The 21,926-nt window shown below is 44.6% G+C and carries 21 protein-coding genes; 14 read left to right on the top strand and 7 right to left on the bottom strand.

The window, feature by feature from the left end:
• Positions 1 to 47: 47 nt before the first annotated feature.
• Positions 48 to 956, bottom strand: a complete 909-nt coding sequence (locus tag MAR181_RS14860; protein ID WP_013797419.1) for a LysR family transcriptional regulator — start codon at positions 954 to 956, stop codon at positions 48 to 50.
• Between the two features lie 119 nt (positions 957 to 1,075).
• Between MAR181_RS14860 and MAR181_RS14855 the strand changes: the two genes are divergently transcribed.
• Positions 1,076 to 1,741, top strand: a complete 666-nt coding sequence (locus MAR181_RS14855) for an FMN-dependent NADH-azoreductase (protein ID WP_013797418.1) — start codon at positions 1,076 to 1,078, stop codon at positions 1,739 to 1,741.
• A 54-nt stretch (positions 1,742 to 1,795) separates the two neighbouring features.
• Here MAR181_RS14855 and MAR181_RS14850 read toward each other — a convergent pair whose 3' ends face one another.
• Positions 1,796 to 2,230, bottom strand: a complete 435-nt coding sequence (locus MAR181_RS14850; RefSeq protein ID WP_013797417.1) for a DoxX family protein — start codon at positions 2,228 to 2,230, stop codon at positions 1,796 to 1,798.
• A gap of 144 nt (positions 2,231 to 2,374) precedes the next feature.
• Complete coding sequence (locus tag MAR181_RS14845) at positions 2,375 to 3,793, bottom strand: aminotransferase-like domain-containing protein (RefSeq protein WP_013797416.1); 1,419 nt, start codon at positions 3,791 to 3,793, stop codon at positions 2,375 to 2,377.
• Positions 3,794 to 3,932: 139 nt separating this feature from the next.
• On the opposite strand from MAR181_RS14845, the gene MAR181_RS14840 reads away from it, so the two are divergent.
• Both MAR181_RS14840 and MAR181_RS14835 read left to right on the top strand, forming a co-directional pair.
• Entirely contained in the window at positions 3,933 to 4,814 is an 882-nt protein-coding gene (locus tag MAR181_RS14840) for an EamA family transporter (RefSeq protein WP_013797415.1), read from the top strand.
• A 46-nt stretch (positions 4,815 to 4,860) separates the two neighbouring features.
• Positions 4,861 to 5,487 (top strand): LysE family translocator, encoded by a 627-nt coding sequence (locus tag MAR181_RS14835; protein WP_013797414.1) that lies wholly within the window; start codon positions 4,861 to 4,863, stop codon positions 5,485 to 5,487.
• A 39-nt stretch (positions 5,488 to 5,526) separates the two neighbouring features.
• Here MAR181_RS14835 and MAR181_RS14830 read toward each other — a convergent pair whose 3' ends face one another.
• The gene (locus MAR181_RS14830) at positions 5,527 to 6,342 is read right to left on the bottom strand and encodes a LysR family transcriptional regulator (RefSeq protein WP_013797413.1); all 816 of its coding nucleotides are present in this window, start codon (positions 6,340 to 6,342) and stop codon (positions 5,527 to 5,529) included.
• Between the two features lie 135 nt (positions 6,343 to 6,477).
• Between MAR181_RS14830 and MAR181_RS14825 the strand changes: the two genes are divergently transcribed.
• The 5 genes from MAR181_RS14825 to MAR181_RS14805 all read left to right on the top strand — a co-directional run bounded on the left by MAR181_RS14825 (position 6,478) and on the right by MAR181_RS14805 (position 12,331).
• Complete coding sequence (locus MAR181_RS14825) at positions 6,478 to 6,717, top strand: hypothetical protein (RefSeq protein WP_041651388.1); 240 nt, start codon at positions 6,478 to 6,480, stop codon at positions 6,715 to 6,717.
• A gap of 62 nt (positions 6,718 to 6,779) precedes the next feature.
• The gene (epmA, locus tag MAR181_RS14820; RefSeq protein WP_013797411.1) at positions 6,780 to 7,754 is read left to right on the top strand and encodes an EF-P lysine aminoacylase EpmA; all 975 of its coding nucleotides are present in this window, start codon (positions 6,780 to 6,782) and stop codon (positions 7,752 to 7,754) included.
• Positions 7,755 to 7,779: 25 nt separating this feature from the next.
• Positions 7,780 to 10,044, top strand: a complete 2,265-nt coding sequence (locus tag MAR181_RS14815) for an ATP-binding protein (RefSeq protein WP_013797410.1) — start codon at positions 7,780 to 7,782, stop codon at positions 10,042 to 10,044.
• A 15-nt stretch (positions 10,045 to 10,059) separates the two neighbouring features.
• A complete protein-coding gene (locus MAR181_RS14810) occupies positions 10,060 to 11,418 on the top strand; it encodes a sigma-54-dependent transcriptional regulator (RefSeq protein WP_013797409.1) in 1,359 nt (452 codons plus the stop codon).
• Between the two features lie 151 nt (positions 11,419 to 11,569).
• Positions 11,570 to 12,331: a GGDEF domain-containing protein gene (locus tag MAR181_RS14805; RefSeq protein WP_013797408.1), complete on the top strand. Its 762-nt coding sequence runs from the start codon at positions 11,570 to 11,572 to the stop codon at positions 12,329 to 12,331.
• 47 nt (positions 12,332 to 12,378) lie between these two features.
• Here MAR181_RS14805 and MAR181_RS14800 read toward each other — a convergent pair whose 3' ends face one another.
• From MAR181_RS14800 to MAR181_RS14790, 3 genes are all read right to left on the bottom strand, one after another.
• On the bottom strand, positions 12,379 to 13,227 hold the full coding sequence (locus MAR181_RS14800) for an amidohydrolase family protein (protein WP_013797407.1): 849 nt from the start codon (positions 13,225 to 13,227) through the stop codon (positions 12,379 to 12,381).
• A gap of 11 nt (positions 13,228 to 13,238) precedes the next feature.
• Positions 13,239 to 14,378 (bottom strand): mandelate racemase/muconate lactonizing enzyme family protein, encoded by a 1,140-nt coding sequence (locus tag MAR181_RS14795; RefSeq protein WP_013797406.1) that lies wholly within the window; start codon positions 14,376 to 14,378, stop codon positions 13,239 to 13,241.
• Between the two features lie 85 nt (positions 14,379 to 14,463).
• Entirely contained in the window at positions 14,464 to 15,189 is a 726-nt protein-coding gene (locus MAR181_RS14790; RefSeq protein ID WP_013797405.1) for a FadR/GntR family transcriptional regulator, read from the bottom strand.
• A 262-nt stretch (positions 15,190 to 15,451) separates the two neighbouring features.
• On the opposite strand from MAR181_RS14790, the gene MAR181_RS14785 reads away from it, so the two are divergent.
• From MAR181_RS14785 to MAR181_RS14760, 6 genes are all read left to right on the top strand, one after another.
• Entirely contained in the window at positions 15,452 to 16,450 is a 999-nt protein-coding gene (locus MAR181_RS14785; RefSeq protein WP_013797404.1) for a TRAP transporter substrate-binding protein, read from the top strand.
• 25 nt (positions 16,451 to 16,475) lie between these two features.
• Complete coding sequence (locus MAR181_RS14780) at positions 16,476 to 17,075, top strand: TRAP transporter small permease (RefSeq protein WP_216086346.1); 600 nt, start codon at positions 16,476 to 16,478, stop codon at positions 17,073 to 17,075.
• A gap of 1 nt (position 17,076) precedes the next feature.
• Positions 17,077 to 18,360, top strand: coding sequence for a TRAP transporter large permease (locus MAR181_RS14775; RefSeq protein WP_013797402.1), 1,284 nt, complete (start codon positions 17,077 to 17,079; stop codon positions 18,358 to 18,360).
• A gap of 10 nt (positions 18,361 to 18,370) precedes the next feature.
• Entirely contained in the window at positions 18,371 to 19,171 is an 801-nt protein-coding gene (locus tag MAR181_RS14770) for an NAD-dependent epimerase/dehydratase family protein (protein ID WP_013797401.1), read from the top strand.
• A gap of 119 nt (positions 19,172 to 19,290) precedes the next feature.
• Entirely contained in the window at positions 19,291 to 20,202 is a 912-nt protein-coding gene (locus MAR181_RS14765; RefSeq protein WP_013797400.1) for a 5-dehydro-4-deoxyglucarate dehydratase, read from the top strand.
• 62 nt (positions 20,203 to 20,264) lie between these two features.
• On the top strand, positions 20,265 to 21,848 hold the full coding sequence (locus tag MAR181_RS14760; protein ID WP_013797399.1) for an aldehyde dehydrogenase (NADP(+)): 1,584 nt from the start codon (positions 20,265 to 20,267) through the stop codon (positions 21,846 to 21,848).
• The last annotated feature ends 78 nt before the right edge of the window (positions 21,849 to 21,926 follow it).

The following is a 21,926-nucleotide window of genomic DNA, read 5'->3' as shown; positions in this document are numbered from 1 at the left end:
AGTATTTTAGCGTATTCTCACTGACTTAATGGTCAATTTTTATGGAGTTAGTGTGGCGTGATTTTTTTATGTTGCATCATTTCTAACAGCCATTGTTTAAATACCTTGACCGAAGGCAAGTGTGCAACTCGTTGAGGAATTACTAAATAGTAATCGTGTCCTAGAATTTGAAGAGAATAATCATCTTCTCCACATATTAACCAGCTATTTTTTACTGAGTGTTCCGCTGAAATTTTGCCTAATAAAGCGACTCCTTGTCCTGATAATGCGGCTTGAACCGTGAAATTTTCATCATTGAAGTACTGGACTTTGGCGTGAGGGAATTTTTTAAGTAGCTGCTCATCAAGGTCTAGAGGCGCTAAGATTGGGTTTTTCCATTGAGTCGCGAAGAACTGTATAGGTTGCTTTTCTTTAAGGTGTGTATGCCAATAATTAGGTGTGGCGTATAGGGAAAAAGATTCAGTGAACAAGGCACAGCTAATTAGGGGGTTTTTATGAGAGAGCTGAGAAGGATCTCCATAACGAATGGCTAAATCAAAACGGCGATCATTCTCTATATCAACAATGTCATCTTCGCCTCGTATTTGGATATTGATATCTGGATTGAGTGATTGAAATAGATTTAAGTTTGGGACTAACCATTTTGTTGCAAAGGAGTTTGTTGTACTGACTGTTAAATCGTTAGGGAATTTTTTTAGGTCATTAATTTTTGTCAGTAATCCGTGTAGTGACTGATACGCCGTTTCCGCTAGTATCTTGCCCTCCGATGTGAGCATGACTTTTCTGGTTTTTCGCTCAAAAAGTCTGATATTAAGTTCATCTTCAAGTGCACGAATTTGATGAGAAATCGCTGTTGGTGTGACATTAAGTTCGATTGCTGCCGCTTTAAAGCTACCAAGCCGCGCAGACGCTTCAAAGGCTCGAATACTGTTGAGAGACGGTAACTTATGAAACACGTGGTAGTCCTTTATAGATGAATTAAAGTTATTTATAGTAAAAATATGATCGTTTGTCAGACACATCTTTTGAATGAAAACTAACCTCTGAAAAATCATTAAATTTCAGAGGTTTTCTTATGAATAACATATTACATATAGATTCTAGTGTACGCTTTAGTGAAAACGAATCCTTGTCTCATAGATCAATTTCTAAATCATTAGGACAACATTTTATACAAACATGGATGAAAAAAAATAATTCGATTAAGGTCGTCTATCGGGACTTAGCAAGCAATCCACCCGAATACCTTTCAGTTGATTGGTTAGCCGCTGCGTTTACAGAAGAAGTGGAGCGTTCTGAGTTGCAAAGAAGTGTACTGAAGCAGTCGGATGCCTACTATGAAGAAGTAAAACAAGCAGACCTTATTTTGATTACTGCGCCTATGCATAACTATGGTATGCCTGCCGTTTTAAAGGCTTGGTTTGATCAGATCTTACGGCTAAATCATACCTTTACCTTCGACCTTAAAAGAGGGGATTTTCCGATTGAGCCTATGCTGTTTAGAAAAGTGTTGGTACTACTAACCTCAACGGGTGAGTTTGGTTTTCAAGCCGGTGGCGTTAGGGAAGAAATGAATCACTTAGGCCCTCATGTGAAACAGCTTGGACGTTACTTAGGGGCGGAATCTTTCTATGAAATTGGTTCTGAGTTTCAAGAATTTAAAGATGTAAGACATCAAAAGTCTATCGCGAAAGCAAGAGAGCAAATAGAAAGTTTAGTCGTTGATTTGCTAGGGAAATAAAAAGGTTCGACTTCTCATTTGAGAAGTCGAACCTTATTTTTTGACTTAGATCGCTTATTTAGCAATCACTTTGTCTACAGACAAAGCGCCAGCACCACTAAAGGCTAAAGACAAGCAGACAACCAATATGGTTAGAGCGTATTCATAGCCGTTGTTTGCCATGAAAAGACCATTGCTGAAATGAACGGAAAAGATGGCGATCAGCATGGTGAACGCTAATGCGATGCCGGCAGGACGTACCAACAAACCAATCACCAAAGCCAAGCCGCCAAAGAATTCTGCGCTGCCGGCCATCAATGCCATTAAGTAACCTGGTTCAAGACCAATGGATGCCATCCATTGACCTGTGCCTTCTAGACCATAGCCACCGAATGCGCCAAACAATTTTTGTGCGCCGTGAGCCATTAGAATTAAACCAACTGGGATACGAAGAATCGTGCCTGCCCAGCCAGAAGAAGTACGTGTTATGTTTTGGATAAATGCTTGCATAGTTTCTACCTTGAAATCTGTTATGAGTGATAGCAATATTATATACAATTTATGACAGAATAAGTAACGAAGTATTTTGATTAAGCCCTTCAAAAAAATTGAATCGGTATGTGATTCTTTATTAGAGATACATCAGTCGTTGTCTTATTTATTCATACTGGCTTTGATCAATTCACATAAGACCAATATCTGTTGACGGGTATTGTGTTTGTCTGCGTTGTCTTCGAGTGGCCAGCCACAATTTATGCGGAAACAATCTGTATAGAAGTCATGCGTGCTGAAGCCAGCGCCACTGCGAATGTCTATGTTTAATGGTTGAGCGTCAGCTTCCAACTGTACGGCATCTAAGCCAGGCACATGCACCCATAATACCATCCCGCCTTGCGGTGTACTGATCTTGGCATTGTCAGGCAGCTGTTTGGCTAATAACTGCTGATATTGATGAATGTGTTGGCCCATTCGGTAGCGGATCTTGTGTACATGGCTGCGGTATTCTCCTGTGTTGATGAATTCCGCCATGCAGGATTGCACTAAGCCATTCACGCCAAAACTGGTTAAGGTATGTTTGCGCATATAATCAGAAAAATAGCGCCCCGGATGACACCAACCTAATCTCATGCCTTCGGCCAAAATTTTTGAAAAGGAACCGCACCAAATGACATAGCCTTGTTGATCCCAATATTTTGCGGGTAATGGTGTGTCCTTTAAATGGCTCAATTCAAAATACACATCGTCTTCAATCATAGGGGTTTGGTATCGAGCCGCCAGTTCGGCTAAGGCTTGTTTTTGCTGATCTGAGAAGCAGATGCCATTGGGGTTGATGTTGTTGGTGCTGAACAATGACGCTTTGACTATGCCTTGCTTGAGCAGCTTTTCAAATTGCTGTAAATCCACACCGTCTTGGCCGATTGGCACCTCTACTACCTGTCGTGACAAGGTGGTTAGTAAATCTAATAAGCCGCTAAAACAAGGGGAACCAATGGCGATGGTGTCGCCTTCACGGGTTAGGGTTTCGATGGCTTTTTTGACACTGTCGATGCAGCCATTGGTGATGACCAGCTCATGGCTGGAAAAAGCCAGACCATAACGGCGCAAATGTTCTGCTAATGCACTCCTTAATGCCATTTCTCCCTGAATGTCTGGGTACTGAAATAGCGGCTGACTGGCGCGTTGAGCAACGCGTTTGATACTGCGTTGTAGGCCTGTATTGGGTAATAAATGGGGGGCGATCATAGAGGTGCCAAGTGGGCTGAAAAAAGCTGAACTGGGGTTGTAGCCCCGGCTAGGGGCGAATTTCTTAGGGTCTCTTTGCTCTAAGAAAATGTTTGATAATTCAGGGAAGGGGGTGTCTTGTATCTGGCTGGCAACAAAGTAGCCAGCTTGCGGGCGAGCATAAATCCAGCCGGTTTGCTGTAAGTAGTGATAAGCACGTGTGGCCGTGGTCATGCTGACCTGATGTTGCTTAGTAACTTTTCGCAAAGCCGGTAAACGCGCGCCTGCGGGGAGTTTTTGCGTGTTAATTTGCTCAATAAAGTGTTGGGCCAAGCGTTGAAACTTTGACATAACGCAAACTCTCTCCTGAGGATGTGATGACAGTATAGCAAAATTGTACTCTTAATTTTATTAAAAATTGAATCTGATCTCTTTTTGGTTTTGCCGTGATACTAGGCAGACTTCTTCGGTATTGAAAAGAGAGAAAGAGATGAAACTCAGGGATTTTTGCTTGTTGTTCGCTTTAATGGCCCTATGGGGATTGAACTTCAGCGTGATTAAGTTGGGGGTAAATAACATTGACCCTCTTATGTTAACGGCCTTGCGATTTACCTTTGCGGTATTTCCACTGGTGCTTTTTATCAAACGTCCTAATGTGCCGTGGCGTTACCTGATGGCTTATGGTTTGTCTTTTGGTGTGGGTGTCTGGGGCTTAACAACCTTATCGATTCGCCTAGGATTATCAGCAGGCATGGCGTCATTATTGTTGGATATGAGTGTCGTCAGTAGCTTGTTGGTGGGGTATTTTGTGCTTAAAGAAAAGCTGACTTTCAACAAGTTATTTGGCGCTGGATTGGCGTTGTTGGGATTGCTAATCATCATACGTGCCGACGGTGGTGCCATTACCATGGCGGGTCTTCTGTTGGTGCTGTTGGCGTCGGTTTTTTGGAGCGTCAATGGCGTGATTGTAAAATGGGCCAATACCCGTGAAATTTTTGCCTTTAATCTGTGGGGGATGTTGTTTGCGCCTGTGCCATTAGTGCTTTTATCTGTAATGCTGAATGGCCCTAGCGTTGTTACTGATTTGATGACGGAATTCAATCAATCGGCTTTGTTTTCCGCTTTGTTTCAGGCTTATCCCACCACTTTATTGGGTTATTGGTTATGGAATAAGATGATAGTGAAATACTCTATTTCCAGTGTAGCGCCCATGACTTTGCTGGTGCCTGTGTTTGGTTTATTGGGAGGTCATTGGTTTTACGATGAAGTGATTACGGTCAGTCAAATCGTTGCAGGCGGACTGATTCTTGCTGGGTTGTTTATCAGTCAAATAACATGGACTGTGTTCAAGGTAAAACGCAGCACTGTTTGATGATAACAGTAACCTTAAAACTCTGAGATAAAAAAGGAAGATGACTATGCAGGACATTCATTATGGTTTGATCTTAATTGCCGCCTTTGTGGCGACGGCCAGTCCTGGTCCTGCCACCTTAGCCATTGCTGGTAGCGCCATGAGTTCCGGACGTCGTCATGGTGTAGCAACAGCATTCGGCATCTTGACCGGCTCCTTTATTTGGTCTTTTTCAGGCGCGTTTGGTATGGCTGCGGTAATGTATGCCAATGCGTGGTTATTCGATATATTGCGTTATTTTGGTGCGGCTTATCTGCTGTTTTTGGCGTTTAAATCTTTCAAATCGGTTTTGCATCCTAAGTCAATCACATTAGAGCAAATACCCTCTAAGTCTCTTAAAGCGGATTATTTACGTGGCTTGGCAATTCATTTAACTAATCCGAAAGTCATTTTATTCTTTGGCGCCTTGTATTCTATGGGCGTGCCCAGCACGGTGGACATGGATGGATTGCTATCCATTATTTTTTTGATAGGTATGCAAAGTATGTGTCTTTTCCTTGGTTACGCTTTGTTGTTTTCGCAAGCGAAAATTCGGACCCTATATTTCAGAATGAGTCGGGTATTTGATAGCTTGTTCACGTTGTTTTTTGGCATTGCTGGAATAAAAATTCTGATGAGTAAATTGAGTGCTTAATTGTTTATGGAAATCGGGAGCGGATCTTCCGCTCTCACTTTAAGCTGGCTCCATCGCAAGCCTAATACGCTGGATCAAACGTCGCACCTCAGGTAAATAACGATCTTCATGGTGAGTGACTAGCCATTGATCGTGGCTAAGTTCTTCGATGATATTATCAACTCTATGCAAGCTAGTTTGCGTGTCTCCAATAAAGGTTGGTAAGACTGCAATGCCTTTGCTGGCAAGAGCCAAGTCGAGGCTGTTTCTAGGGGTGTTCGTTTCGCAAATAATATCCAAGTGTTTTTGCTGATCTAGCCATTGTGCCGAGGGGGTATTGGCAATGACTTTAATCCAGCAATTAGGCGCATTTTTTGTCGAATAAGGAGCGAATTCTACCTTTGCCAATTTTCGACATACCAAGGATTCTTCTGTGGGGCGTTGATTACGAAAGCCTATTACGATTTCTCGATGCGATATAGCGAGTTTCTTTTCTTCTGAGACAAAGCGTAATAACAGATCCGGTGGCGAGCCAATAAACTCATCCAAGTGTTGTATTAATGCAAGAGTGGTCCAACTGCCTGCGGAGATTTTTACCAGTGGGCGTGAGGTTTCTGATGGTGATGTTTGACGCAAAATAAGCGCTTCTATTTGTGTTAATTCGCTGAGTAACTTTTGTCCATCTGTTGTTAATAGATAGCCTCTATCTTGCCTGATAAAGAGCTCTTGTTGCATCTGTTTCTCAAGCTCATACATTCTTCTGCCCAATGTGGCAGGACTGCGTTGGCATTGTTTTGCTGCAGCTGACAGGCCTCCATGTCTGGCAACGGCGAGGAAAAATTTGAGGTCATTCCAATCCATGTTCTTTTCAATCATGAAATAGTCTTTTTAATCTGTTTTGTTGTCGAAAAGACATTACGCCTTATTCTAGGTAAGGGTCAATCATTACTTTTATTTTAGAGAGTGCTGTTGAGGCTGGATATGTCATGCTCAACACACTTGGGAGGCTTGATGATGGAGCAGAAAAATCGTCTAGGGAGTGAACAATATAATGGCATTAGCAATATTCCTTTTCCATGCCCTTCGAAGACGGCGCAACAAAAAAAAGAGCAGGCTTTTTATGAGGAGTATAGTGGTGAGACTTGGTTTGTCGGAATGGGGCCGTTTGCGACAAGGGTGAAAAAAATCTTTGGTTTTAAGTGTCGGGATGGCAATCTGAAAGAGAGCGTTGATCAGAAAGATGTCTCATAAATTTATAAAGGCCGGCGTGATAAATTTGTTATGATGGGCTTTATTTTATCGAGCTTTTTCCTATGTATGATGCCGCATCATGGCAGCCTAGTGCCGACCTTTCAGTGCTGGGTAAGCGTGCCGAGTTATTCCGCTCAATACGTCAATTTTTCGCAGAGCGCGAGGTGATGGAGGTCGATACTCAATGTTTGTCTCTTGCGAGTATTTCTGATCCACATATTGACGTGCTGACGGCCAACACCCACTCAATGGGGCAAGACCTTACCTATTATCTGCAAACTTCGCCAGAGTACGCCATGAAGCGCTTACTGTGCGCAGGAGCTGGCTCTATCTATCAGTTGGGAAAGGTGTTCCGAGCCGAAGAAATGGGGCGTCGTCACAGTATCGAATTTACCATGTTGGAATGGTATCGCGTTGGCTTGGATCATTGGCAATTGATGGCTGAAATAGAAGCCTTGTTGCAAGCTGTGATTGCACCGAGCCTACAATGTGATTACCTCAGTTACCAGCAAGCTTTTATCGACTTTACAGGGCTAGATCCTTGGCAGGTGAGTCTTGACGACTTGCAAGCGTGTGCGCATCAAGCAACCGAATACGGCTTGCAGGAAACTGACCGAGATACTTTATTGGAATTGATTTTTGCCAGTGTGATTGAACCTAAGATTGCTCAGCAGCAACCTTGCTTTATCCACAGTTATCCAGTGTCTCAGGCCGCACTGGCAAAGTTACATAATGATTCTTCAGGCAATCTTGTGGCGGCTCGATTTGAGCTTTATTGGCAAGGAATGGAGCTAGCAAATGGTTATTATGAGCTGACAGACGCACAGGAGCAGGCCGCTCGTTTTGCAGAGGATCAAGCACAAAGGCACCTAGCTGGATCAGCACAGCGTCAGTTTGATGAACGTCTGATTACGGCGTTGGCTCAGGGAATGCCAGATTGTGCCGGTGTGGCGTTAGGTGTTGATCGTCTGCTCATGCTAATCTGTGGCAAAAAGGACATTGCCGAGGTGCTGGCATTTGCTCATGAACGGGCTTAATCCAATTGCGTAAAATGAGGTTTTGGTGAGCAAGTTATCTGATACGTTGAGTGAAGCTGCGGCTGTGTCTGTCGCGCCAAGAAAAGTCATTGTCCTGTCTTTGTTGGCAACTCTATTATTGGTGATGGTTATCATCTGGAAGGGTGGAGAGGCCCTAAAAAATCGCCAAATTGACGATTTACAACTAACTTCTGAGGAGCAGTTGGCGCAACTGGCCAGTGTGATTGAAAGTGCCATTGCAAAATATCAACACATGCCAACTTTATTGGCGACCAATGGTCGAGTTAAAAAAGCCCTACGAGATGGTTTTTACCATGATATTTCCCAGTTAAATCTCGAGTTGGAGCAAATTAACCGCATTACCGAAGCTTCTGACAGTTATATATTGAACAAAGACGGTCTCACCATAGCGGCATCAAATTATCAAAGTGATGCCAGCTTTATTGGTAATAATTTTGCTTTCAGGCCGTATTTCCAGCAAGCCATTCAAGGCCAACCTGGGCGTTATTACGCGCTGGGAACCACGTCTAATCGTCGTGGTTATTACTTTTCTTACCCTGTGGTGGATGACGAAAAAATCATTGGGGTGGCGGTGGTGAAGGTAGACATCAGTCAATTTGAAAAGCGCTTCGCCAATCAAAATTATGATTTTCTATTACTGGATCCAGACGGTGTTGTATTCAGTAGCTCGCGGCCTAGTTGGCTCTATCAAGTATTGCGTGGTTTGTCCTACAGCGAACTTAAACGCATTGCAGAATCTCAACGCTATAAAGATCGACCGATTGAGAAATTGCCCATTGCTTATCAGAAACCTTTGGGGGACAAGGCGATGCTGGTGGATGTGTTGGAAGCCAATCCGCTTAATGGTGAGTTGGAGCGACATTCGTACTTAAAAATGAGTCGTCCGATTCAGTTATTGGGCTTCACTATTTCGATTTTATCACCGTTGAAATTAATCAATGAAGAAATTGCCTTATGGCGAGCCATATTTGCCGGCGGCATAACCATTACTGGTTTGCTTGCTGGTTTGGCCTTATTGCGTCGTCGAATGCTGTTAGAACGTTATAATGCCAACGAGATGGCGCGTCACAATCAAGCCTACATTCGAGAAGTGATACAGAACACCCAGGCTGGATTGGTTACTTTGGACGAAAAGCATTGCGTTGAATCCTTTAATCCCGCCATTGAAAGACTGGTAGGACAACCGCTTAGTGCGCTAATAGGTCAACCTTTACAGAGCTTATTCCGTGCTGATGATCAGACAGCATTCGACCGGGTGTGGACGGCGGATGATGAGTTGGGCATTAAAGTGGTGACTATGGAAGGGCGTTTGCAATTGGATACAGCGGATCTGGTGCCTGTCGAAATGACGCTATGTGAAATGAAACTGCTTAATCGTCGTAGCTATTTGGTGACCTTTCATGACATGACAGAGCGCAAACGTTATGAGCAAGAAGTCATGCAAGCCCAGCTTGAGTTGGAAGAGCGCGTTCGCGAGCGTACCTTTGAACTCGAAGAGGCTAACCTTTTGTTGCGTCAGGAAATGGCGGGTCATAAAGACACGCAGCGAGAGTTGATTCAGACGGCTAAGTTAGCGGTACTTGGGCAATTAAGTGCTGGTTTAAACCACGAGTTGAACCAGCCATTAACCGCGATTCGCGCTTTTGCTGGCAACGGTTTGAAATTTCTTGCTCGGCAAAATTATCAACAAGCCCATAGCAACCTTGAGCAGATTAATCAGCTGGGTCAGCACATGAGTGATATCATCTCTCGGTTTAAAGTGTTTGCTCGAAAAGGCAACGTACAACAAGGTCCCATTGCGGTACAAAGCGCCATTATGGGGGCCATAAAGATCATTTCACCAAGGTACAAAGAGGTTGGTATCAATCTGCGGATGCCAGACGATCAAGGTTATATCGTCAATGGTGATATGGTTTTCCTTGAACAGGTCTTAGTGAATTTATTGGCTAATGCATCGGATGCGATATTGGAAGCTTGCCATGGTGATTTACCAGCAAGGTTGAGACAAGTCTCGATAACACAATCGGCTACGGATTCAGAGGTGATTATTCATGTCTTGGATTCAGGTGAAGGACTAAGTGATGAGGCCATTAAACACTTATTTGAACCTTTTTATACATCCAAATCTTCAGGGGTCGGGTTGGGCTTAGGCTTATCCATTAGTCAACGTATTGTGGATGCTATGGGCGGCCAAATTACCGCACAAAATCGAGCAGAAGGTGGGGCTATATTTTCCGTGACTTTACCGCGGTTCCAATCGCCATCCTGAAAAATGAGAGAAAAGATGACGGATAAAAACCAAGTTATTTTGATAGACGATGAACAAGCCGTACGCATGGCCATTTCACAAACATTGGCGTTAGAAGAGTTTAATGTGACGGAATTTGCAAGTACTCAAGGCGTGTTAGAAAAGCTTGCACTAGACTGGCCTGGTGTCATTGTTAGTGACATCAATTTGCCAGGTCAGAGTGGTTTAGAGTTGTTTGAAAGGGTGAAGAAAATCGATGCGGAAATCCCTTTTATTCTGATTACAGGCCACGGTGACATTAGTATGGCGGTCAGTGCGATTCGAGATGGTGCGTATGATTTTATTGAAAAACCTTTCTCGAATGATGACTTTCTTGAGGTGGTTCGTCGCGCCAGCGAAAAGCGTTTGCTGACCCTAGAGAATCGTAACTTACGTTTAGAGTTAGCGGCTCAAAATGCCCCTGGTCCTCGTATTATTGGGAATACTCCCGGTATTCATCGGTTGCGTCAGGCGCTTTTACATGTAGCGGACACGGGGGCGGATATATTGATTCAGGGTGAAACGGGGACTGGCAAAGAGTTGGTAGCTCGTTACATTCATGAGCACAGTTCCCGTCGCGGTCAGCCGTTTGTGGCGATTAACTGTGGTGCCGTACCGGATTCTATTATGGAGTCAGAGTTATTTGGTCATGAAAAAGGCGCTTTTACCGATGCTAAGGAACAAAGGATTGGGAAATTAGAACATGCCAATGGTGGGACGTTATTTCTGGATGAAATTGAAAGTATGCCCATGTCGATGCAGATTCGTCTACTACGGGTGTTGGAAGAGCGTCGGTTGGAGCGGTTAGGGTCGAACAAAGCCATCGATCTGGATTTGCGAATTTTAGCGGCAACTAAGCTTGACCTAAAGCAGCTTAGTGAAGGTGACAGTTTTCGTGAGGACTTGTATTACCGTTTAAATGTCGTGCGGGTAGACATTCCGCCACTGCGCGAGAGGAAAGATGACATCTCATTGTTGTGGCAGCATTTTTGTTTGGTGGCGACGGCTCAATATAAGCGAGAATCTGAGACCTTATCAGCGGCTCGTATGCACAGCTTATTGAACTATGATTGGCCTGGCAATGTTCGTGAACTGCGTAATTTGGCAGAGCGTTATGTGCTGATGGGAGAAGCGGGTTCCTTCGAATTTGATCAAATCATTATCAATGAAAATAACCCAGGCGTCATGACTTTGCCAGAACAACTAGAACGGTTTGAAAAAACATTGCTGGAACAAGAATTAATGCGTCAGAAGGGATCAATTAAGGACACTATGGATGCGCTTGGGCTGCCCCGCAAAACCCTCTATGACAAAATGCGAAAGTACGACTTAGACAAAGACTTGTACAAACAGTAAAAATGGTAAAGATCGCTCAATTCTAATTTTACTGATAATCGTTTACATGTTTGGCTGGCTTGCTATAGTCTTATTCGGTAGCTTAAGAGCGCGTTTTCACTCTATCGTCGGGTCTATGGGTTTTATCTAATTTTTTTGCTGTGGAGGCAACGTGACTCCTGTTGTAAGGCATCTTCTTCGAACGCTTGGCCGAGCAGGCTTAGTATCGTTTTTAACGGTATCCGCTATTTTAATCTCCATTGTTTTGGATGTGGTGCTTGCGAGCCTATTTGGGTTCACACTCGACATTCAACGTGATGTCTTCATGATTATTGTGATCGCAAGTATCGTGACCCCTGTATTGTCTTGGTACCTTGTCGGCTTGCTCTTGAGAGTCGACACAATGGAGCAGAAAATGACCCGTCTTGCTTCTACTGATAGCTTAACATTAGTTAAGAATCGTGGTTATTTTCACAAAATAAGTCTTAAGGCATTACAGCATAAATTCAGTATGAAAGACGTCCCCATGGCGGCTTTTTTTGTGTTGGATTTGGACAGTTTTAAAGAAATTAATGATGCGCACGGTCATCTTTGCGGCGATCGAGTGTTGGTAAAGTTTGCTGATATTTTACGTGCACTTTTTAAAAAGCCCAATGTGGTTGGTCGTCTTGGTGGGGATGAATTTGCCGTTTTATTGACCAATGCAACAGAGCAAGATGCGCATCAATTTGCTCAAGAGATCCTAAATCAAGTAAGAAAGACGTTAGTGGATACTGAGTCTGGTCAAACAAGTTTTACGGTTAGTATTGGTATTGCTATGTTTTCTGGCTATGGCGAGCAAACCTTTGAAAAAGCCTTTAAAGTAGCCGACAAAGCACTGTATCAAGCAAAGGGCTCTGGCCGTGACGAATACGTGGTTTTGCCTTTAGATTGAGTTTGGTTAATAGATAAAAACATGGCGCCTTGAGCGCCATGTTTTGCTTATGACCAATACAGTCTATTTGGGTTATCTACAAAAATTGCTTGGCGACTTTTATCGTCTGGAATCCAGCTTTGTACTAGGTCTAGTAAGGCTGCATCGTTGGGAGCTTCCTCTGGTGTGCCTGATACATGCGGCCAATTACTGCCCCATATAATGCGCTCAGGGGCATGTTGAATAGCTGCTTTGGCCATGTCTGCAACGTCTTCATAGTTAGGTCCGCCGCTGGCTGAGCTTTCGTAGCAGGCGGCAATTTTGTAATAGCAGTTGCCCTTATCTAATAGCGTTAATACCTGTTTAAACTCTCTTGAATTGGTGGCAACGGGTGGGAGAAATTTTACATGGTGATCTAAGCTAAAATTGCCTTGGATCTTATTCAACAATGGGGCGTGATCCAGAATTTCTCGGCCATTAAATTGCACAATACAACTCCAACCAAAGTTGGCCACTTTTGCATTGATATTGAGTAAATCTTTGAGTCTCACCGCGCCTTGAGTTAACTGCATAATACGGGCACCTCTAGCGCCCATCGCATGCCACTGAGCCAGTTCCTCTTCCGTTGTCTCTGGTGTTACCACTACAATGCCTCGGGCTTTATCGCCAAGCGATTGAACGGCTTGTAATAACACTTGATTGTCGGTCTGATAGGCGTTGGGTTGAGTGATGACGACTTTTTCAAGGCCAAGCCAAGTTTGAACTTTTTGATAGTCTGCCAAATTGGCCCCATCGACTGGGATCTTAGGCCCGCCGGGTAGGTTCGGATGCGCCGCATCGTAGACATGAATGTGGGTATCGACGCTGCCTTTTGGAAGGAGAACGTTAGGTGGTGTACCTGATAATAAACGTGTCATAAAAGTCTCCTTTAACTATTTGGGGCGTATCGACTAAGTTCTTCGCGCACAATTTCTATGCCCAAACCATGTCCAGAAGGAACCGTTAAGTAGCCCTCATTGAGTGTCAATGGCTGACGGATAATGCTTTGTCTGAAAGGGTTGTGCGTTTGATCGTATTCAAACCTTGGTGAATCTGGAGTGTTGCCATAAGACGGCGGATTAGGTGGAATAACGGCGTGAAAATGAAGGGCCGCGGCCAAAGCCACACCTGTGCCCCAAACGTGCGGTACGCAACGGACCCCATGGATATCGCACAAGGTTAGGATTTTTCGTGCTTCACTTAACCCACCAACACCACACACATCCGGTTGTAGTATGTCGACGGTCTGCTGTTTGAGTGCTTCGTTGATCCCCCAGCGAGTATGCCAGGTTTCACCGCCCGCCAATGGAATGGGTTGAGTTTGTCTAAGCCTATGGTAGCTGCTTAGTGATTCAGGGGTGACCGGTTCTTCAAACCAAAGGATATTGCAATCACTAACGGCATTCGCAACTCGTGCTGCATCAATAGCATCATAACCATGATTGGCATCGATCATCAGTTCTATGTCAGAACCTAAACAGTTTCGAACAGCTTTAATGGATTCAATGTCTAAGGCGACCCCAAAACCAATCTTGATTTTAACGGCGTTAAAACCTTGTGTTTTGTATTCACTGACTTCTTTCAAAAGGCTGTCGATCCGATCTTCTCCGACCATACGAAAGCCGCCCGTGGCGTATACGGGGATCTTTTTTCGAAAAGCGCCACCCAGTAATTGGTAAGTCGGACACTGATGATATTTGCCTGCTAAATCCCATAAGGCGATATCAATACCACTGATGGCATTGATGGTAGCTCCGCGCTGACCTTGGTCGCGAAAAACATTGTAAAGCTTGAGCCAGATAGGTTCTATGTCGAGGGCGTTTTCACCAATGAGGTGAGGTGTCATACTCTTGATTAAAGCGTCATTGACAAGACGGTTACCTAAACATTCTCCCCAACCCACTAGGCCATTATCACAGTGAATTTCAACAAGTAAATGTTCCCGTGATAAGAATCGCATCGAAGCGGATTCAAAGGGATGTTCTAATGAATGACTAAGATGGTGAGTGATGATTTTAGTAATTTTCATGCAAGCTGACCTTCAATGTGAGTTTTTTGTTATTGGATTTTGATAAACATATCACAATTCATTCGAATAATTCTACAAATTCATACTATGACTTTGCTCTTTGTATCTCACGCATTAATTTTCGATAGCGTTCACAGCCATTATTGAGGTGAATACGAATGGCTTCTTTTGCGGCTTTGCTGTTCCTCGACCCGATCGCATCTAAGATGGCTTTGTGCTCACGATTAAGGGATTTATCAATATCAGGGTCTCTTGGTAGGCCAGCTTCTTCTCGTAAACGGGCACGAGGAATCGTGCGGCGGCCTAGCACTTCTAAGAAGTCAACAAAATGCTGGTTGTTGGTGGCTTTGGCAATGGCGAGATGAAACTCAAAATCTTCTTGTTCGGCGCTTTCACTCTTATGTACTTTGCGTTCATAAGCGTCGTAACATCGGTAGATTTCTGCTTCCTGTGCAAGGGAGCATCGAGTGACGGCAAGGCCTACCGCTTCTATCTCTACGGCGGTTCTTAATTCTAGCGACTCAATCGTATCCGTCAGTGTCTGAGTACTGTTACGTAGCAAAGAACTAATTGTTTGCTGAGGTTCTGATACGAACACGCCTGCACCTTGTTTGGCTTTCACTAACCCTTCCGTTTTGAGGCTGGCAATGGCTTCACGCAGCACCGTTCGACTGACCGAAAGTTCGGACATGAGGTTCGGTTCCGTGGGCAATTTATCACCGGCTTTCATGCCTTGTTCACTAATACGCTGACGTATCCTTTCTGCGGTTTGTTGTGGCAGGCTGGTTTTTTTTTGTTTCAGTGCTGACATAGCTTAATCACTTTTCTAAAGGCAAAAAAATGTTTCTAAATAATATCTTAAACATACTATCACATAAGATGAATGTTACTAAATATAGCGGGTTAACAATAAATTTCATACTTTTTTGAAAAAATTCATACTATGAATGTTGTATGTTTCTAATTTCATGTGCTACAAATAAAAAAGGTTTGGTGGCTTTTGTTGAGCATTTGCTTTCATAGTCGTCAATAATGTAAGCAGCAAAATTAAAATAACAATTGGAGACATAACAATGATCATAAAATTTCCCGCAAAGAAATTAGGCAATCTATTGGCATTGGTTACAACTGCTTCGGCCGTGGCATTTTCGTCCGCTGCGAATGCGGAGTGGAAAGGGTGGAACATCCATAATACGGATTACCCAGTTACGGTGGCATTAGAATCCTTTATTAAAGAAGCCGACAAGGTGACCAATGGTCGTGTCAATGGCCGTGTCTATAATGGTGCCGTATTAGGAAGCCAGTCTGACTCTATCCAGATGTTACAAGTTGGCGCGATACAGTTTGCAGGCTTTAGCTTGGGGCCAATGGGCGACGCTGTTCCTGAAGTCAACGTGGTTTCTTTGCCCTTCATTTTTAAAAACTTGGATCACATGCACCGAGTGATGGATGGTTCAGTAGGCGATAAGCTTAGTAAGGCCATGGAGAAAAAAGGCATCATGTCTTTGGCTTGGTACGATGGTGGTGCTCGTTCTTTCTACAATACTTCTAAACCGATCCAAACCCCAGCGGATGTGAAAGGCGAAAAGTTCCGTGTTATGAATAACGAGCTTTACGTGGGTATGATTGAAGCCTTAGGTGGTAATGCGACGCCTATGGCCTATTCAGAGGTGTACCAATCGCTAAAAACAGGCGTCGTTGATGGTGCTGAAAACAATTGGCCTTCTTATGACTCCAGTAATCATTATGAAGTCGCAACCTACTATTCACTTACTCAACATTTGATTATTCCTGAATGTTTGTGTGTCAGCGTTGCTGCTTGGAACAGATTATCCCCAGCAGATCAAGTATTGGTAAAGAAAGCCGCACGTGATAGTTCACAACTTCAACGTAAGCTTTGGGCTAAGCGTGACGAAGAGAGTCGTAAGAAAGTCTTGGCGGCTGGTGTGAAGTTCAATGAAATCAAAGACAAAAAAGCCTTTAGCGATGCGATGAAACCGGTTTACGCAAAAGCGGTTCAAGACAACCCATCACTGAAATCTTTTATTGAGCAAATTCAGAGTGTTGACTAATTTGTGATAAACAGTGCTTGCCTGCGTGTTAGCAGGCAAGCCCTTTGATGACCTTGATGGTAAGAGTATTGCGATGATTTTCTCTTCTTCTAAAGACCCAATGATGAAACGCATTTTAGACGCCATTGCGTATAGTGTGACGGCTTTCTCTGGAGTCTTATTGGTGGTGTTGGTGTTTTCCTTTGGTTGGTTGGTATTTGGGCGCTATGTGCTAAACGATACTCCAACTTGGGTAGAGCAAATGGCCATGCTACTGGTGACCAGCATTACCTTTTTGGCCGCGGCCGTGGGCATTCATGAACGCACCCACTTGAGTGTTGATATGTTGTCTTTGTGCGTGCCAAAGCGTATCAGTGTGATGTTTAACGTGCTGATTGATATCTGCATCTTTGCATTTGGTTGGGCAATGGCGGTCTATGGAAAAGAGCTGGTAGATTTTGCTTGGTTCCGCTCCATTCCCTTGTTAGGTATTCCTGAAGGTATTCGTTACCTTCCTGTAGTGGCCAGTGGTGCTTTGATGTGTTTGTTTTCTGGCTGTCGCGTGATAGTGGCGATACAGCATATGTTTATTGGTCAATCTGTATCTGCAGATTCCCATTCTTCCGATGTAAATGGAGATCAGTGATATGGGCTTGGCGATTTTACTTGGTTTATTTGCTCTGCTGACCTTTGTCGGCGTGCCTGTTGCGTTTGCCCTTGGTATGGCGGCAATCTCGGCGTTTTTTTATGAAGGTCTGCCTTTAATGATAGGGTTTCAGCGAATTGTCGCAGGGACTTCTACCTTTTCTTTGTTGGCGATACCTTTCTTTATTTTTGCTGGTGAGCTGATGTTGCATGGGGGCATCGCAGCGCGATTAATCCGTTTAGCGTCGTCTGCTGTCGGTTGGATGCGCGGTGGCCTAGGCCAAGTAAATGTGTTTTCCAGTATGTTGTTCGGCGGGATATCCGGCTCTGCAGTGGCCGATGTGTCGGCTTTGGGTTCATTATTGATTCCAGTGATGAAAGAAAAGGGTTATGACGACGCCTATGCAGTGAATGTCACCGTAACCTCATCCATTGCGGGGATTATGATTCCACCAAGTCACAACATGATTCTCTATGTGGTGGCCGCGGGTGGTGGTATGTCTGTGGCGAGCTTGTTTATGGCGGGTGTTGTACCAGGTATTTTGATGTGTGTATTGCTTGGTCTGGTCGCGCGTTGGATTGCCATTCGTCACAATTTTCCGACTGAGCCATTTGCTGGTGTGAAAGTGATATTGGTGGCGTTTCTGGCGTCATTTCCAGGTCTGATTACCGCCATTATCGTGGTAGGTGGGGCTTTATCCGGTGTCTTTACTGTCACAGAGTCTGGGGCCATAGGTGCTATTTACGCGGTATTAATTACTGCTCTGGTTTACCGTTCGCTCAGTTTGAAGGACTTTTGGATCGCCGTGATTCGATCGGTTCGAACCACCGGAATGGTGATGATACTGGTTGGTTGTGCTTCCGCTTTTGGTTACATGCTGGCCCTATATGAAGTACCAAAGGTATTGGCGGCTGGCTTAACGGCGATTTCGGATAATCCGATCATTATCTTTTTAATGATGAACTTAATCTTGCTGATGCTTGGCATGATTATGGACATGGCGGCACTGATTTTGATTTGTACTCCCATCTTTTTACCAGTTGCAGTGAGTTTGGGAATGGATCCGATTCAATTCGGTATTATGTTGATGATGAATCTAGGGTTAGGTTTGTGTACACCGCCCGTTGGTGGCTGTTTATTTGTAGGCTGTGCGATTGGTGAAGTGCCAATACAACGAGCTGTAAAATCCATTTGGCCTTTCTATTTAGCGATCTTAGCAGCATTGATGTTGGTGACATTTGTCCCTGCTATCTCGATGGCATTACCAAACTGGATCAGTGGTTAAGGGGAAAAAAATGAAACGTGTATTGTTAACGGGTGCAGCTGGAACATTAGGTAAGGCCATGCGTCGTGCTTTGTCAGGCTGGGCAGACGAATTGGTGTTGTCTGATCGAGTAGACATTTCTGACTTGCAGGTGGGTGAATCTTTCCAGCAATGCGATCTAGCGGATTTTGACGCAGTTAAACGCTTGGTTGAAGGCTGTGATGGCATTGTTCACCTGGGTGGCCAATCCATTGAAGGATCGTTTGACAGCATTTTAAACGGCAATTTAAAAGGCACTTATCATATTTATGAAGCGGCTCGACAGCATAAGGTGAAACGCATTTTCTTTGCCAGCTCTAACCATGTGGTGGGCTTTCATTCCCGTGAGACGCATCTTGATGCAGATAGTCCAATGAGACCAGACAGCCTGTATGGCGTCTCTAAAGGTTTCGGCGAACTATTGGCACGCTATTATTTTGATAAGTTTGGTGTTGAGTCGGCCTTGGTTCGCATTGGCAGTTGTTTGCCTAAACCGGTTGATCGTCGAATGTTATCCACTTGGTTAAGTGAAGAGGACATGGCGGACTTGATTAAACGGGTATTTAGTGTGAATCGGTTGGCTTGCACTGTGGTGTATGGAGCCTCTAATAACCCTTGGTCATGGTGGGATAATCGCAAGGCCAATTTTTTAGGTTGGCAGCCGAAAGATTCTTCCGCTGAATTTGAAACTGAGGTGTTAGCAAATGACCCTTTGTTAAATACCGATCATCCAGTATTGCTTTATCAGGGGGGATTTTTCGCAACAGCGGGACACTTTGAAGATGATGACTGATCTAATTTCGTTCTATTTCTAAATAACATTTAACTTCCTAACAATGATGTTTCTGCCTTTATGAGGTAGGGATTTCGTTTGCCCAAAATTGGGTATTTGAATAATAAGAGGACTCTTTTATGGCACTTTCAATTGATACAATCCGCTCATCACTCAGTGACGGTTTATTATCGTTTCCAATTACTGACTTTGATGAGCAAGGTGTGTTTCAGCCAGAAACGTACAAACAGCGCATTGAATGGTTCATCGAGCATGGCGTGTCTTCCGTTTTTGTCGCGGGTGGTACGGGGGAATTTTTCTCGCTTGAGCTCGAGGAATACACTGAAATTTGTCGTATTGCGGTGGAGACAGTTGCAGGTCGTGTGCCGGTAATCGCCAGTGCTGGACGCAGTGTGTTAGAAGCCAAGACATTTGTTAAGGCAGCGGAAGACGCTGGCTGTGATGGCATATTATTAATGCCTCCATTTTTAACTGAGTGTCCAGAAGACGGTGTGGTGGAATACGCTTCACAAATTATGCAAAGCAGTGCCATTCAATTTATTTACTACAATCGTGCGAATGGCATCTTAAGTGCTGAAAGTGTTCAGCAACTGGCAGATCAAAATGACAATTTCATTGCCCTAAAAGACGGTGTCGGCAACATTGCTGCTTTAAATGACATCATCAAAACGGTCGGTGATCGTTTAACTTACATCGGTGGTGTGCCGACGGCGGAGATCTTTGCGGAAGCGTATTTAGCGATTGGAGTGAACACCTATTCTTCGGCGGTGTTTAATTTCATGCCGGACATGGCGAACCGTTTCTATAAAGCCTTGAGAGCTGGGGAGCAAGAAACGGTAACGGCAATAGTAAAAGATTTCTTTGTGCCATTTTGTCGCCTACGAGATGAGAAAAAAGGCTATGCGGTGAGCTTAATTAAGTCTGGTGCAAAGTTAATTGATCGTCCAGCAGGAGATGTACGAGCACCTCTGACTATGCCAAATGCGCAACAAGAAGCTCGCCTGAAGGCATTAATTGAAGCAAATTCATAACGTTATTGGTGTTTTTGATAAAACCATTAAAAACAGCCAGTGGAAATAAAGTGGAGGAAATGATGCAAATTTCTGGGCACATGTTAATTGGTCAGCAATCGGTACAAGGCCACAAACGAGCGATTCGCGCCATTAACCCAGCGACAAATGAATCATTGGGGCCTGATTTCTTGGGCGGTGATCAGCAGCATGTCGATCAAGCGGTGGATTTGGCTTGGCAAGCATTTGACGAATATCGCGGGTTGTCGTTTGAACGTCGAGCGGTTTTTTTAGAAGCGATTGCCGATGAAATCCTTGCTTTGGGTGAGGTGTTGGTCGAACGTGCTATGGCAGAATCAGGTTTGCCAAAAGCGCGTATTGAAGGGGAGCGAGGGCGAACCATGGGCCAACTACGACTGTTTGCATCGGTTGTACGTTCGGGCAAATTCCTCGATGCACGGATTGACCCAGCACTGCCGAATCGTCAACCTTTGCCGAGAGCGGATCTTCGATATCAGAAAATTCCGTTAGGACCTGTGGCTGTTTTTGGCGCGAGCAATTTCCCACTGGCGTTTTCCGTGGCGGGTGGCGATACCGCTTCGGCATTGGCCGCAGGTTGTCCTGTGGTGGTTAAGGCGCATTCTGCTCATCCAGGAACCTCTGAATTGATTGGGCGTGCGATTCAAAAAGCCGCGCGAGACTGCAAGATGCCGGAAGGGGTATTTTCTCTACTTTTCGGCGCTGGAGCAGATGTCGGCGGTGCGCTAGTAGCGCATAAAAACATCAAAGCGGTGGGGTTTACTGGTTCCCGCTCGGGTGGCGTGGCGTTGATGAATATTGCGGCGAATCGTCCCGAGCCCATTCCTGTTTATGCGGAAATGAGCAGTATTAACCCTGTTTTCATGATGCCTCATAAGCTGGCAGCGGAAGCGCCAACCTTGGCATCGGGTTTTGTTGCCTCTCTGGCGATGGGGGCTGGGCAGTTTTGTACCAACCCTGGACTGGTCGTCATAATGGCGAATGCTGACGGCGATGCTTTCTTGCAGCAGGTGACAGAAGATATTCAAGGGTTAGGGACACAAACCATGCTAACCCCGGGTATTCATCAAGCGTACTGTAATGGGGTTGCGGCTTTGGAGCAGCACTCTGGCGTTCGTTTACTGGCTAAATCTGAGACATCCGATAGACCAAATCAATGTCATGCCCATGCTTTCGTCACTGATGCAGTAACGTTCCTAGGGGATAAAAGTCTTGAAAATGAGGTGTTCGGATCGACCAGTTTGGTGATCCAGTGTCAGAGTCTTGCAGAATATCAGCAACTTGCTGAGCATTTTGAAGGTCAGCTGACGATCACCATTCAAATGAATGATGCCGACATTGCGGCGGTCAGTCAGTTGTTGCCTATCTTTGAGCGCAAGGCTGGTCGATTATTATGCAATGGTTACCCTACGGGAGTAGAGGTGTGTCAGGCTATGGTGCATGGTGGACCGTTTCCAGCGACGTCAGACAGCCGCTCGACATCCGTTGGTAGCGCCGCGATTGAGCGTTTCTTACGCCCTGTGTGCTATCAAGACTTTCCTACTAGCTTGTTACCAAGCAGTGTGAAAGCGAATAATCCGTTGGCTATTCCTCAGCTGGTAGAAGGAATACTGACTTTGGGCGAGTGATTCCGTCTTAGGGTAAAAAAAGCGAGGCCATGGCCTCGCTTTTTTGTGTCTGGCTATCCCGTTCTGACAGGGGTATAC

The organism is Marinomonas posidonica IVIA-Po-181 (genome assembly GCF_000214215.1).
GTDB classification, from domain to species: domain Bacteria; phylum Pseudomonadota; class Gammaproteobacteria; order Pseudomonadales; family Marinomonadaceae; genus Marinomonas; species Marinomonas posidonica.
The sequence above is the reverse complement of the archived record's forward strand: the minus strand, read 5'-3'. Positions and strand labels throughout refer to the sequence as shown.

Excerpts from the sequence above, each read along its gene's own strand:
- MAR181_RS14855 (WP_013797418.1), top strand. The coding sequence starts at position 1,076 with ATGAATAACATATTACATATAGATTCTAGTGTACGCTTTAGTGAAAAC.
- MAR181_RS14850 (WP_013797417.1), bottom strand. The coding sequence starts at position 2,230 with ATGCAAGCATTTATCCAAAACATAACACGTACTTCTTCTGGCTGGGCA.
- MAR181_RS14845 (WP_013797416.1), bottom strand. The coding sequence starts at position 3,793 with ATGTCAAAGTTTCAACGCTTGGCCCAACACTTTATTGAGCAAATTAAC.
- MAR181_RS14840 (WP_013797415.1), top strand. The coding sequence starts at position 3,933 with ATGAAACTCAGGGATTTTTGCTTGTTGTTCGCTTTAATGGCCCTATGG.
- MAR181_RS14835 (WP_013797414.1), top strand. The coding sequence starts at position 4,861 with ATGCAGGACATTCATTATGGTTTGATCTTAATTGCCGCCTTTGTGGCG.
- MAR181_RS14830 (WP_013797413.1), bottom strand. The coding sequence starts at position 6,342 with ATGATTGAAAAGAACATGGATTGGAATGACCTCAAATTTTTCCTCGCC.
- MAR181_RS14825 (WP_041651388.1), top strand. The coding sequence starts at position 6,478 with ATGATGGAGCAGAAAAATCGTCTAGGGAGTGAACAATATAATGGCATT.
- epmA (WP_013797411.1), top strand. The coding sequence starts at position 6,780 with ATGTATGATGCCGCATCATGGCAGCCTAGTGCCGACCTTTCAGTGCTG.
- MAR181_RS14810 (WP_013797409.1), top strand. The coding sequence starts at position 10,060 with ATGACGGATAAAAACCAAGTTATTTTGATAGACGATGAACAAGCCGTA.
- MAR181_RS14800 (WP_013797407.1), bottom strand. The coding sequence starts at position 13,227 with ATGACACGTTTATTATCAGGTACACCACCTAACGTTCTCCTTCCAAAA.
- MAR181_RS14795 (WP_013797406.1), bottom strand. The coding sequence starts at position 14,378 with ATGAAAATTACTAAAATCATCACTCACCATCTTAGTCATTCATTAGAA.
- MAR181_RS14790 (WP_013797405.1), bottom strand. The coding sequence starts at position 15,189 with ATGTCAGCACTGAAACAAAAAAAAACCAGCCTGCCACAACAAACCGCA.
- MAR181_RS14785 (WP_013797404.1), top strand. The coding sequence starts at position 15,452 with ATGATCATAAAATTTCCCGCAAAGAAATTAGGCAATCTATTGGCATTG.
- MAR181_RS14775 (WP_013797402.1), top strand. The coding sequence starts at position 17,077 with ATGGGCTTGGCGATTTTACTTGGTTTATTTGCTCTGCTGACCTTTGTC.
- MAR181_RS14770 (WP_013797401.1), top strand. The coding sequence starts at position 18,371 with ATGAAACGTGTATTGTTAACGGGTGCAGCTGGAACATTAGGTAAGGCC.
- MAR181_RS14765 (WP_013797400.1), top strand. The coding sequence starts at position 19,291 with ATGGCACTTTCAATTGATACAATCCGCTCATCACTCAGTGACGGTTTA.
- MAR181_RS14760 (WP_013797399.1), top strand. The coding sequence starts at position 20,265 with ATGCAAATTTCTGGGCACATGTTAATTGGTCAGCAATCGGTACAAGGC.